This window comes from Paenibacillus sp. FSL K6-2862 (assembly GCF_038005125.1).
In the GTDB taxonomy this organism is placed as follows: Bacteria; Bacillota; Bacilli; order Paenibacillales; family Paenibacillaceae; genus Paenibacillus; species Paenibacillus illinoisensis_A.
Map to the genome: position 1 here is coordinate 554,082 of NZ_JBBOSN010000001.1, position 13,412 is coordinate 567,493.

Below are 13,412 nucleotides of genomic sequence, written 5' to 3' on the forward strand. Positions count from 1 at the left end.
GGTGGAAATGTACGTGATCCCCAACAGATTACCCAAAGGGTCAATTCAAGCGCAAAGAAGTACAAAGGGTTCTACCAATGACAGGAGCGATTAGTGAAATGAATCAGCAGCGTGTGGAAATTAGTAAAAATGTATTAACCGAATGTCTGGGTCTGCGTGAGGGAGAGAATCTCGTGGTTGTGGCAGATGATGCCAAAAGGGAACTCGCAGAATCCATTTATGAAGCGGGGAAAGCACTTGGAGCGGAATCCGTGCTGATGATTATGGCGGAACGCAGCAGATCTGGGGAAGAACCGCCTGCACCAATTGCACAAGCCATGATCCAAGCCGATGTAGCCGTATGTGTGACAAGATACTCCTTAACCCATACACAGGCTCGGAAACAGGCCGCTGCATCGGGTACACGTGTCGCAACCATGCCTGGCATGACAGAGGATATGTTCATGAATGGTGCCATTACAGCCGAATATCCGCAGGTGAAGGCACTGACCGAGAAGGTCACGGCTTTATTAACTGGGGGAAGCCAGGTCCGGATCGAAAAGGAAGGGCACAGTCTGTCCTTCTCCATCAAGGATCGAAGCGGAGTACCCAGCACAGGGATGTATTTGAACCCTGGTGAATCGGGCAATTTGCCTTCAGGGGAGGCCTATATTGCACCGCTTGAAGGAATAGGTGAAGGCAGCATTGTCGTAGATGGATCTGTTGCGGGAATTGGAGCACTCCGTGAACCGATGACTTTGAAGGTAGAAGAAGGCCGACTGGTCTCGGCTGAGGGTCCGGATGGACAACAGCTGCTGACGATGCTGGGTGATGGGGATGGCCGTTATCTCGGCGAATTTGGTATTGGCACCAACAATAAGGCGCGAATTACGGGAGTCGTTCTGGAAGATGAGAAGGTGTATGGAACGATCCACGTTGCCTTTGGCAGTAACAATACCTTCGGAGGGACGATTGCGGCAGGAGTGCATATCGATGCAGTAGTGCAGAAGCCTGATGTCTATATTGATGACAAATTGATTATGAGACAAGGCGAACTGGTTAATTAAACGAATAAAGACTGCTGCAATCCACAGTGTGTCCACAATGAGGGATAAATGAAGTAGATGATTAAGCTTTTACGTGAGATTTACAAACAAGTACACAACATGTCCACATCAAATTGTTGTATATCCACATAATCATGCCCATTTATCCACAAACTGTGTGCAATATGTGCACAACTTATCCACATATAGGGTATAACTTAAACTTTTTCGTGTGAATTTCACTCTATTTAACCAATCTGGATAGTTATCCACAGCATCACGTGCAAAAAAGACCAGAGTTTTGGCATATAGCCAATCTCTGGTCTTTTTGATGTAGTTTACATTCGTTAGTTTATTTTATAGCGATCTTTCTTATTTATCTTCCGTATTGAAACGACTGACTTCACGCAGCAATTGATCTGCATGATCGGATAACGCCTTGGCTGTTTCCGAGATATTACTGATCGACAAGGATTGTTCCATTGTGGAAGATGCGGCTTCTTCGGTAGAAGCAGCGCTCTCCTCAGCGACAGCGGCGAGCCCTGTAATAACGTCAGATACCTGGGCAGCACCTGATTTGATCTCATTCATACCCAAAGTGATCGAGCTAATTTTGTGTATGATTTCATCTACGGACCCACGAATCAGATCAAAGGAAGCTGATGTTTCTGCCATGGAATCCAATTGATCCGAGCTATTCAGGCGGAACTGCTCCAGTTCGGCTGCGCTTTGCTTGCCTGCTGCATTCAGGTCGTTCAATAACTGATCGATCTCAGCAACGGAGTGGGAAGATTGTTCGGCAAGCTTGCGAACTTCCCCGGCAACAACGGCGAATCCTCTGCCATGTTCTCCTGCACGTGCAGCTTCAATGGATGCATTCAGGGCAAGCAGATTGGTCTGTGCTGCAATGTTCTGAATACTGCCTGTAATGACGGATATTTCACCAATTTTGCTCAGCAGCAGTTCATTGGATGTTTCGACCCGACTGGTGGATTCCTGTCCTGCCTGGGATAGATCTGACTGACGAGCGATTGCACTTTGGCCGCTCTCCATCGCGTGATTAACGTCCAATATCGTTTCGGAAGCCTGCCGGGCTTCGTCTGTAATCTGATCAATGATTCCGTTAATTCCGGACACCATTTCAGCTCCGGCTTGAATCGATTCAGCTTGTTCTCCCGCACCTTTGGCAATTTCCTCGATTACTGTCGAGATCTGCCCGGCAATTTCGTTACTGCCGGAAGCATCTTTGAACATGGTTTGGGAAGAGGCCTGAACCTGCTGAGCCGATTGATCGACCTTTCCGATCAAACTGCGTAGTGAAGCAGACATTTCATTAAATGACGAACCCAGTTGTGCAATCTCGTCTTTTCCTTTCACGGCAACTTGCACGGTAAGATCTCCGGCTGCCAGCTGCTTGGCACTATTTTTCATGGCAAGCAAGGGCTTGATCGTTTTTAGAGCAAAGAAATAGGCGAGAGCCGCCAAAATCAGTGTAAATACAACGATAAAGGCCAGATACAACGTTCTTGTCTTCGTAAACTCAGCCAGGGCAGCTGCCTTGGAGATGGATGTGGCAACAATCCAATTGGTGTTCGGAATTTTCTCATAATAGATTAATTGGCGATCATTATTGTAGGTATATTCGGATAATCCGCTTGGCTCCTTAAGCATCGTGCCCACAATATCGGTATAGTCACTTTGATCCGCAAGTGGGGTATTCAACAACTCCTGATTGGGGTGGGAGAGCACTACACCGGCCTGGTCCAGCAAAAAGGTAAATCCGTTCTCCGTCTGAATGGAGTTAATCTCATCCTTGATGGAATCCAGAGCAATATTTTCAGCGATCGCACCTTGGAAATTCCCGTCTGCATCATGGAGAGGCACCCCAATGAATATGGACTGTACACCGGCTTTGGTCACGTAAGCGTCACTATATGTCAGCTCATTGGAAGCTTTGGTTTGCACGTACCAGGGGCGTTCGCGGGCGTCGAAGGTCGCATCAGGAATAAAGCCTGCTCCATCCATGTAGGTTCCGTCCTCAAGCCCGAAATATATGGTAGCGATATTCTCCTTATTAGACGGCAGTTGGAAAGCTTGGAGGTGGTCCATACCGATCTCGTTCAGAGGCACGGTATCTTCAATGACCTTCCCGAGTGTCTCAATCACTTTAGCTTGGGCTATGGCCCATCCATTGACCTCGGCTGCAGCATATTGAACCGTACTCTGCAGTTGGTTATCCACAGACTCCGTAGCCTGTTTTTCAATTACGAGGAGGGCGATATAACTTAGCGGGGCTGCGAGCAAAATACAAATAGCGGTGACGATGACAATGACTTTGGCTTTTAGCGTCATGTTTTTCCTCTTTTCATAAAATATGATCGTTAGAGCAAGTATTGATTCAAAAAGAACTTATAGTGTATATCGACATTTTTCGCGTTTTTTATAGAGTGATTATAGGAAAAATGAACTATATGATAGAAAGTTATATTTCTTCTGATGAAAGAGAACTCTTCACGACTTCTTCCGCCCTCGCTTCGGTTGTTTGGAAAGGAATAAACAGCTTGTTAAATTAAATGAAGCTCTAAATATTTCGTGGAAAATAGCCGATACACCAAGTAACCTTTAAAAGTGAGAGGGTATGGGGACAACTATGAATGAGGAAGCTCAAGTTCAATACATTAATTTTACGGTTGGAGATCAGTTTTTCGCGCTTCGCATTGAGGAAGTACATGAAATTATCAGAATGATTCCCGTGACAACTGTTCCGTTCGGCAGTCCGGAGATCAGGGGCTTTGGGTCTTTGTACGGCAAGGTGGTTTCCGTCGTTAGTCTGCGGGTTCTGCTGGGCATGCCCGATAAAGATGACGATGCTTCTACGCGTATTATTGTCGTACCGTATAAAGGAGGATATGTGCCTCTAATTGTGGACACGGTGGATTCTGTGGTGACCTACGATCGGTTTGAAGAACCTGCAGAAGAGCATAAGCGTTTCATGACAGGTGTATTCAAAGAGATTGGACATGCCCCGGATCATACGGCGGGAATTTTGAACCTGGAAGTAATGTTGGGCCTGCTGACAAGTTTAGGTGAATAAATCGTTTGGTGTCATTTTAGCAGCAGGTGAAGACCTGCACACAATCTTAATGTTCCTAATCCCATCCAGGGGAGAAGGAACATTTTTTTATGCGGATTGAAGTGATCAGGAACGTATCTGGAGTGTATCAAGAGATGAATAAAGCAATTTTTGTGCGTAAAGGTTTTTAAATCCGGGCATTTTCGTATATGATGGAGAGTAACAATGCGAAGGGATGACGGGAGACTGTAATGATGCAATCGCTGTATGGAGTATGGCTTGGTGACGTATTTTTTTGTTTTTCCGGTGAAACATCGGAGCCGCGTGTGGATGCATGGACCCACGTGGTAAGGAGGCTGAATTTTGGCGACGGAGGTCGTCTGTTTCAGCCTGCCGCTCTTCGCCTTGCGGAGCTGCGCTGGCCCAATCCGATGCGTAATGCTGCGGAAGCCAAGAGTACGAAGCGGCGCCAATTGCTTGGACGGACGCTGGAAGGGCTTGCGATCTCGCCCAAAGATACATTTAAACTGCTGCTCCATTGGGATGACAGCATATTGAAGGCCGCAGGGATTCAGGCAGGTGAGGAGATTCGCTACTGGATAAAAGCAGCACAGTTCACACAGGAGCTGCTGCTGCGCGGAGAGATTGCTCCTTCTGCCGAATTTGCTGCCAAGACTGGGGCGCGGCGACGGACGGGACAAGAAACGCTGACAGGGGTATGGCGACCTCGTCTGTCTCAGGAAGCAGATGTGGAACGTTTCCGCGAACTGGCGGAAGCCATGCCGCCAATCGGTTTGTCTGCACCTGGGGCATACGCTTCATCCGAGCCGGAATCGCGGGAGGAGGCAGGTGCTGCTGTCCTGTTTTCATTCATGAGCGGCATGATTCATGCTGTTGTGACAGGAGAACTGGAAGGGATGGACAGTGAATTGTCAAGATACCGCACCCCGTTTCGGCGTGGATCTTCTCCAGCAGCCGAACTGTGGTGGAACAGCCTGATCTCGATGTTCCGTCCCGTGACTGTACAGGGGCCAACGGAGGAAATGGCAGAGCTGATCGAGACATTGCGGGAAGCAGGGGGCACAGGGATGCCCGTAATCGGCAGTGAGGAAACTGCCCCTGCCGAAGGGGAACTGAAGCTGGTGCTTCGGCTTGAACCGCCTCTTGGCGAGCATGAAACGTTGTGGGGCATCACCTTTTGGGTAGATAGTGCACAGGAGGCTGGTCTGAGATTACCTGCACGAACCATTTGGGCTCATCCGGATCGGGACCTGGATCGGGGGAAGGTGCGCTACGTATCCGCAGCGGAGCAGCTGCTCATGGCCCTCGGTCAAGCCAGTGAATTGGCACCTGAACTGGAAATAGCCCTGCTTCAACCCCGCCCGGAAGGGATAAAATTGGAGCAGCAGTCCTTTTTCGAGTTTTTGACTCATGCGGTGCCGCGTTTGCAGAAGGCAGGAATAACCGTACTTATGCCATCCCGCTGGAGTCGTGCGGGTCGGCGTAGAGCTGGGCTGCGTTTACAGATGCTCAATCGTGGTACGGAACGGGCACCTGGCGCTCCGAATGCACTGGGGATGGAACAACTGGTTGCCTTCAAGGCGGAACCGATGCTGGACGGCAAACCTGTTACTGCAGAGGAGCTTGCTGCGTTAGCCGAAGCTTCGGTACCTTATGTGATGTTCCGCGGCGAATGGATCGAAGTCGACACGAAGGAGATTCGCCAGGTTCTGCGTTATATGAAAAAAGAAGAAGAACAATATATGCCGTTATCCGAATGGCTTCATCTGGCTGCGGAGGAAGGCGAGGATGCAGCCTGGAAGGGATTATCCGTTTTTGGTGCGGAATCCGAAGGTCTGCTCTCCTTCCTGCTGGACGGACAGGTGCTTCGCAGTATCGAACCACGTCAAGTGCCTGCGGAGCTGCATGGGGAACTCCGGCCATATCAGGAGCGCGGCTATCAATGGTTGTCTGCGATGCGTGAGCTTGGCTTCGGAGTTTGCCTCGCGGATGATATGGGTCTCGGGAAGACGATTCAGGTGATCACGTGCCTGCTCGACCAGAAACATGAGGAACAGCAGGCAGCGGCGGAAGAAGCGCGTGAAAATGAAATGTATGGTTCGGTTGATCCATCGGAGTCTGGCGAGATTGAACCTGCAGAGGCCGTCAACTTGCCAGCACTCATCGTCTGCCCGACTTCTCTGCTTGGCAACTGGCAGCGTGAGCTCAAACGATTCGCGCCAAATCTGTCTCTGTACATTCATCATGGGGGACAGCGGCTTCATGGCACTGCGTTTCAGGCCGAGGCACAGGCACATGATATCGTGCTGACGACCTATCACTTGGCTGGCCGGGACGGACCTGACCTTGCCTCATTGCATTGGTCAACCGTGGTCCTTGATGAAGCGCAGTATATCAAAAACTATCGTACCAAGCAGGCACAAAGTGTGATGCGCTTATCGGCGCCTCACCGGATTGCGATGACTGGTACACCGGTCGAAAACCGTTTGAGCGAGCTGTGGTCCATTTTCCAATTCCTCAATCCCGGATATCTTGGAACAGCTTCATCGTTCCGCCAGCGATACACCGGAATGGGGACATCCGAAGAAAACAGCACGTCCCTGCGGGAGCTACACCGGCTTGTTTCGCCGTTCATGCTGCGCAGGCTCAAAAGCGATCCGGACATCCGCAAGGATCTGCCAGAGAAGCTGGAGCTGAAATCATACTGCTCACTGACACCAGAGCAGACGATCCTATATCAACGTGTAGTGGATGACCTGATGGGTGGACTGGATGGCAGAAACGGCATTGCCCGCAAAGGGATTGTATTATCGTCACTCACCAAACTGAAGCAAATCTGCGACCATCCGGTACTGGCAGACAGCAGCCGCAAGGATCATGCGAAAGTGGAGGCATCCGGCAAAATGGAACGCTTGCTGGAATTGGTTGATGCGATCCGTGACAACGGAGAATCGGCACTCATCTTCACTCAATATGTGGCAATGGGCGAGCTGTTGGTATCGCGCCTAACGCAGCGTTATGAGGAAGAACCGTATTTCCTGCACGGCGGCGTGTCCAAGGCACAGAGGGACGAGATGGTGGAGACATTCCAAAAGGGCGAGGGACCATCACTATTCGTTCTATCCCTCCGGGCTGGTGGGGTAGGTCTAAACCTGACGCGTGCCAGCCATGTCATCCACTATGATCGGTGGTGGAATCCCGCGGTGGAGAATCAGGCAACAGACCGGGTGTTCCGAATTGGGCAGAATCGCAACGTGCAGGTTCACAAATTGATCTGCCAGGGTACGCTGGAGGAACGCATAGATGAGCTAATCGAGAGCAAGAAGGCACTTTCCGAACAGGTGGTTGGTTCCGGGGAGAACTGGCTGACCGAAATGTCGGATGACGAATTGCGCGGGCTGATCTCGCTTCAGGGTGAGACGTGGTTATAAGTTTGACAAGTATATTGGTGGGCGATCATATGAGAAGGGGGAAGGTTATGAGCGAAAAATGGAATGTGGAGCTGCATATGTCCCCCGGTGGATGGACAGCAGGGGTGAGTGAGGCTGCTGAAGCGCGTCAGAACGCATCAGCAGCCGCGGAGCAGGCTGGAACATCCGCCAGCCTGTTCACGGTAACAGGTACGCTGCCGCAGCTCAGCGAAGAAGCTCGCGAGGCCGTGCTGGTCCAGCTGCGCAAACGGCCGCTGGCCCTGTACGCGCTGCTTCGCGGCGGCCCTGCCCCGGCGGAGCTCGCGGGGCTGCTGCCCGCTGCGCCGGCCGCTGCGGCATGCTCCTGCGGCCGCGCAGACTGCGCGCATGCTGCGGCTGCGGAGCACGCCATCGCTGCGCGCTTTGCGGCCGAGCCGCTGCTGCAGCTTGCGCACGCCGGCCTGCCGCGCGAAGCGCTGCTTGCCGGCGTGCTTGGATCATGGGCAGAGGAACTGGCCCATGATCCAAGCAGCGCGGGCCGCGCCGCGGAAACGGCGGGCCGCCCGCAGGCGCGGGGCGGCGAAGGCGGCGCTGCCGTCGGTGAGTGGATCGCCGAGGCTGCCGCAGATGGCGCCATGCACCAGCCAGGCCCTGGCTTCGGCGCGGTGCAGGTGCGGCTGGCGCAGCCGGGCAAGCCTCCGGCAACGCCGGAACTGGCCGCGCTGCTGCCGGGAGTACCCGTGGCAGCAGGTCTGACCATGATCCGCGAGCGTGTAGCAGCGCGGATCTGGCAGGCTGTCCAGAAGAAGAAGGACAGCCCGGCAACCAAATCATAGCAGGCATGAAGCGGGGGAGATCTTGGATCACCCTCGCTTATTTGTCTGTGTAAGATGGCCTTATGGTGAGCAAGATTGGAAAGGATATCAACCCGGACTTTAATCTGGATCTGCTGATTAAACGTTGGGATGATGCCCTAAAAGTCCGAAAAATAGCCGTATATGCCGTGCGACCCTTTTCACATGATGGCTATTCCCTGCCAGTAAGCTTGGAGCGGTGGAGCTTCACTGCAATTTGATGTATACTGTCGCAGGGGATGAAATGCCCCGGAGCGTATTTTATTTTTTTCATACTTATATTGCGATAGGAGTTTTTTAGATGAAATCACGAACAGGAAGACAGCGCCATATAGCGGTATTGCTGTCCTCGCTTATGATATGCGGAGCATTGCTGTCCGCCTGCCAGGATGGCTCGGGATCAGAGGAAAGTCAGGATCTGAACGCAGCAGGCAATACGCAGCAGGAAACAGACGGAACTACCGTTCATTTAACCGAGGACACAGGGGATGACGGCGACAAGACAAACAGCAGCGAGACAGATCAGCCATCATCTGGTGAGAACGGGGATTCCGGCAATGCTTCTGCGGGTGAAGAGCAGGACTCTTCAGATGCTGGCAATGAGACAAATGCGGGTGACCCTCTGCTGGAGAAGCGAAGCATTAGTGCGATGCAAAATACGATTGACAGTCAATCCGTTGTTACCAATGCAGAGTCCATGACGGTTATCGTGAACAAGCAGCGCAGCCTGCCGGAAGGCTATGAGCCAGACGATTTGGTAGAGCCGAATGTGCCATTTTCCTTCGATGGTCCTCACGAGAAGCGCCACATGCGGAAGGAAGCCGCAGAAGCGCTGGAGAAGCTGTTTGCAGGAGCTGAGGCAGACGGCATTGAGCTGCGCGCGGTGTCTGGATACCGTTCATATGAACGCCAGGTTTCCATCTATAACAACAATGTGCAGACCAAAGGACAAGAATATACAGATCGTGTGAGCTCTAAGCCGGGCAGAAGTGAACATCAGACGGGTCTTGCGATCGACGTATCCAGCCCGAGTGTAGGTAATGCCCTGGAAGAAGTGTTTGGCACCTCGAAAGAAGGCGAGTGGCTGGCAGAACATGCTGCAGACTATGGCTTCGTTATCCGCTACCTTAAGGGTGAGGAAGACATTACGGGTTACGTCTACGAGCCTTGGCACATCCGATATGTCGGAACCGATCTGGCACCCGATATTGCGAAAAGCGGATTGACCCTTGAAGAATACTTTGATGAGGCCAATATTAAACTGTAAGCCGATTGGCAGCGTATTTAGTTTGTGCTTGAATACCTAAATGAAAAAAAAGTCCTGTAAACGTGTCTGGTTGCACAGCAGCTGGTTACGTACATGGGACTTTTTTTAGTAGATTTATAACTTTCGATTACCTAATTTCTGGTACCTAGATTGAATCCGGCCTGTTATAATGCAGAGATTATCCAATAAAAGACAAGCAGAGCGAGGGAGGACACAATGAGTAAACAGCAGGTATTTACTGGTTCCCCATGGGAACCGCTTGTGGGCTATTGCCGGGCCATCCGGGTAGGAAACCGGATAGAGGTGGCAGGAACGACAGCCATGCAGGACGGCGTTGTAGTGGGAGCGGGGGATCCATACGCCCAAACCAGATTTGTTTTGCAGACGATTGAGAAGGCGCTCAATGAATTAGGTGCAGACTTGTCGGACGTGATAAGAACCCGCATGTTCGTGACGGATATCTCCCGCTGGGAGGAAGTAGGCAAGGCCCACGGCGAATTCTTTGGGCAGATCCAGCCTGTAGCCACAATGGTTGAAGTAAGTGCACTCATTGATCCCCTGTTAATGGTTGAGATTGAAGCAGAAGCCATAATTGAAAGTGATCCAGAAGCCGAATAAACAAAGGCCACATAGCTGGAATGGAAAAATAACCTTATCCCACGTCTGTAAAAGAACAGACCGGGTAAGGTTATTTTTTGCAATTGGAACGTTATAGGTTAAATCGGTCTAATTTAATAAACCTGTGACAACTCCTGTTTATTGAAACGGTACAATCTCTGCACCCGAAGTATCCACGACCACTTTCCAGGCATTCCCGATTGGAGGCAGGCTGCGAGTTAGCATCGGACTATAGAATCCAATGACTTTTGCGTCTTTCGTCAGTTCCTCTGCTTTGATGGCCTCACCCTTTTGGTTGACCAGCTTGGTATCTTCCGAAATGTTGAGAATGACATGGTCAGGCGATGTTTCGGTCAAACGGAAACCAGAGATCTCAATCTGGGTCCCTTGATCCTTGGTTGTTCTTACATTTTCTATGGTACCCGAAGTACCCAGAACATCTTCCGATTTCGTAACGGATTCCTTAGCAACGGTATCCACAACAGTCACTTCGTAGGTCGGTGTTTGCGGTGGAAGGCTCATGGTCATGATTGGTGCGTGTACAGCTTCTACAGTCATGCCAATGGTCAGATCGGTAAGTGCAATCTCCTTGCCGTCTGCAGATTTGATAACGGTATCCTCACCCAGATTGAGCACCAGACCTTCAGTGCCCGCGCCACCAATATGAATGGAAGGATATTTAGTATCCGGGTTAATTCCTGTAATGACGCCGCGCTCAGTAACGTTTTTCACGTCCTCTTCGCTAGAAATCGTGACTTTATTGCCGGTTGTTGTTACCTGGGTATGTAGCACCTTGTCTGCAAATGAAGCCGGTACGAACATTTTGCCATCGGTGATTTGAGGTGCAGTTCCCAGCGTAATCAACATTTTATTGAACGAATATTGATCTTTGTCTGCCATGACTAGTGTCCAGAAATTACCTTTAGTCAGCTCGGCCGACTTATTCTCTTTATTCCACTTCAGCTCAATGCCGAGTGCATCCGTAAGATCGCGCAGTGCGATCATGGCTTCCTTGCCATCTTTGTTCCAATAGCCGTCCGTGATCGCTGTGCCATTGACAGTTACGTTTACGGATTCAGACAAAGCACTATCTACAGCTACGGAGGTTGGGCTGCTAGACTGGGTCGTTTCCAGTGTCGCAGCATATGCTGCTCCTCCACTTAGGGCCATGGACAGGACCATTAGGGCACTTACTTTTTTCATGTTGTTGTTCATTGTTGATCTTCCCTTCTAATCTTGGATAGTTCGCGGTAAACTCCTAATTAAGGCCGCGTTCATTCTCATAGACGGAACAAACCATCCAATTGTTGCAGATGAACGATGAGTCATGTGAGTGGCGTGTCAGATTATTATTTGCCCGATGTGAGAATTTCCGGGTTACAGGCAGCGGGATACGGTTAATTTCAGATGAGTGGTACAACCTTTGCTCCGTTCCTGTTCGCTTGGAAGTTCGAGAAAAACGCCATAACATTCAATGAGGAGAGGAATGGATCAGATGAGTGATATGTTGGTAGCGCTCTATCATTTGCCGGAGCAGGAGAGTGGATTGAAAAGACTGGAGCAGTCCTCGATCGTAATTCGAAGAGCCATTGCTCCGGAGAAACAGCTTGTGCTGGATTGGGTTAGATCGCATTTTAGCCAGCCTTGGGTGGATGAGTGTGATGTATCCTTTGCGCGCCAGCCCGTATCCTGTTATATTGCCCTCGAACACGGGAAAATAATAGGCTTCGCCTGTTATGAAGCGACCTGCCGCAACTTCTTCGGTCCAACAGGAGTGAGCCAGGAGGCGCGGGGCAAAGGTGTGGGTACAGCGCTGCTGCTGGCTTGCATGCACGCCATGAAGGCGGATGGTTATGGCTATGCGATCATTGGATCAGCAGGGCCAGTGGATTTTTATGCCCGGACGCTGGGTGCCGTGAAGATCGAAAATTCAACACCGGGTATTTACAGAGGCATGCTGCGGGCAGACTAGAGAGATCATGAAGCTTCCGGAAAAAGGAAGGGAGGACGAAGATGAGTACAAGCAAAATGCTGCACATCGGAATGATCGGCACCGGATCCATCTCGGATCTGCATATGAGGTGTTATGCCAAAAACGAGAACGCTGTCATCTATGCCATATGTGACCTGAACGAACAGCGCGCAACAGCCGCAGCTCAGAAATATGATGCACAGTCCGTCTACACCGATTATAGGGAAATGCTAAAGGACCCTCATGTGGATGCAGTCAGTATCTGTACATGGAATAATACGCATGCCGAATTTGCCATCGCAGCCCTTGAGGCGGGCAAGCATGTGCTGCTGGAGAAGCCTGTGGCAACAAATGTGGAAGATGCATTGCGAATTGAAGAGGCCGTGAAGAAAAGCGGCTGTACCTTCATCGTTGGATTTGTGCGGCGCTACGACAACAATATGCAGATGCTTCGGAAATTTATTGATGCAGGGGAGTTTGGTCAATTGTATTATGCCAAGGCATCCATACTTCGCCGTCTGGGCAATCCCGGAGGCTGGTTCGCGGACAAGAACCGCTCTGGTGGAGGTCCTCTTATTGATCTGGGCGTACATATCATCGACCAATGCTGGTATCTCATGGGCCGGCCGAAACCAGTTACGGTAAGTGGGAACACCTATCGGAAGCTGGGCAATCGTGCTCATATCGAAGACCTTTCGTTCTACAAGGCAGCGGATTACAGTTCTGCCGTGAATAACGTAGAAGATATGGCTAACGCACTGATTCGCTTTGAGAATGGAGCTTCGCTCGCTGTGGATGTGAGCTTTACTTTGCATGCTCGCGGGGAGGAATCCTATGTCAAATTGTACGGTGAACGCGGCGGCTTCGAGCTCGAACCTGAGACATTGATTGTTACGGAAAAACACAACACCATCCTGAATATCGAGCCGCAGACAGATCATACGGGGCTGCATATTCATAGTGCATTCCAGAATCAAATTGATCACTTTGTGGACTGCTGCTTAAACGGTACCGGACCGATTAGCCCGATTGCAGACGGGGTAGCTTCGACCAAGATGTTATGCGGAATCTATGAGTCTGCTGAGAAAGGGCAGGAGATTCGTCTGGATTAATTTTATCGCAGAGTTTGCTGAAGTGTTCCGATCACACAAAAGCATGCGGTTCCGCATCGT

The 13,412-nt window shown here is 50.7% G+C and carries 11 protein-coding genes; 9 read left to right on the forward strand and 2 right to left on the reverse strand.

Annotated elements, in window-relative coordinates:
• Positions 1-98: 98 nt before the first annotated feature.
• Complete coding sequence (locus MHB82_RS02635) at positions 99-1,046, forward strand: aminopeptidase (RefSeq protein ID WP_110756855.1); 948 nt, start codon at positions 99-101, stop codon at positions 1,044-1,046.
• Positions 1,047-1,397: 351 nt separating this feature from the next.
• Here MHB82_RS02635 and MHB82_RS02640 read toward each other — a convergent pair whose 3' ends face one another.
• A complete protein-coding gene (locus MHB82_RS02640; protein ID WP_341173742.1) occupies positions 1,398-3,377 on the reverse strand; it encodes a methyl-accepting chemotaxis protein in 1,980 nt (659 codons plus the stop codon).
• Between the two features lie 298 nt (positions 3,378-3,675).
• On the opposite strand from MHB82_RS02640, the gene MHB82_RS02645 reads away from it, so the two are divergent.
• From MHB82_RS02645 to MHB82_RS02670, 6 genes are all read left to right on the forward strand, one after another.
• A complete protein-coding gene (locus MHB82_RS02645) occupies positions 3,676-4,119 on the forward strand; it encodes a chemotaxis protein CheW (RefSeq protein ID WP_176476190.1) in 444 nt (147 codons plus the stop codon).
• Positions 4,120-4,349: 230 nt separating this feature from the next.
• Positions 4,350-7,550 (forward strand): DEAD/DEAH box helicase, encoded by a 3,201-nt coding sequence (locus MHB82_RS02650; RefSeq protein ID WP_341173743.1) that lies wholly within the window; start codon positions 4,350-4,352, stop codon positions 7,548-7,550.
• Positions 7,551-7,597: 47 nt separating this feature from the next.
• Positions 7,598-8,365: a hypothetical protein gene (locus MHB82_RS02655; RefSeq protein ID WP_146239786.1), complete on the forward strand. Its 768-nt coding sequence runs from the start codon at positions 7,598-7,600 to the stop codon at positions 8,363-8,365.
• A 65-nt stretch (positions 8,366-8,430) separates the two neighbouring features.
• A complete protein-coding gene (locus MHB82_RS02660; RefSeq protein ID WP_176476187.1) occupies positions 8,431-8,604 on the forward strand; it encodes a hypothetical protein in 174 nt (57 codons plus the stop codon).
• Positions 8,605-8,684: 80 nt separating this feature from the next.
• A complete protein-coding gene (locus tag MHB82_RS02665; RefSeq protein WP_095361499.1) occupies positions 8,685-9,650 on the forward strand; it encodes a M15 family metallopeptidase in 966 nt (321 codons plus the stop codon).
• Between the two features lie 216 nt (positions 9,651-9,866).
• Complete coding sequence (locus MHB82_RS02670) at positions 9,867-10,268, forward strand: RidA family protein (protein WP_095291863.1); 402 nt, start codon at positions 9,867-9,869, stop codon at positions 10,266-10,268.
• 138 nt (positions 10,269-10,406) lie between these two features.
• Here the strand turns inward: MHB82_RS02670 and MHB82_RS02675 are convergent, their stop codons facing one another.
• On the reverse strand, positions 10,407-11,483 hold the full coding sequence (locus MHB82_RS02675; RefSeq protein ID WP_095361498.1) for a copper amine oxidase N-terminal domain-containing protein: 1,077 nt from the start codon (positions 11,481-11,483) through the stop codon (positions 10,407-10,409).
• Positions 11,484-11,763: 280 nt separating this feature from the next.
• Between MHB82_RS02675 and MHB82_RS02680 the strand changes: the two genes are divergently transcribed.
• Complete coding sequence (locus tag MHB82_RS02680; protein ID WP_095361661.1) at positions 11,764-12,240, forward strand: GNAT family N-acetyltransferase; 477 nt, start codon at positions 11,764-11,766, stop codon at positions 12,238-12,240.
• A 41-nt stretch (positions 12,241-12,281) separates the two neighbouring features.
• Entirely contained in the window at positions 12,282-13,352 is a 1,071-nt protein-coding gene (locus tag MHB82_RS02685) for a Gfo/Idh/MocA family protein (protein ID WP_341173744.1), read from the forward strand.
• Positions 13,353-13,412 lie beyond the last annotated feature (60 nt).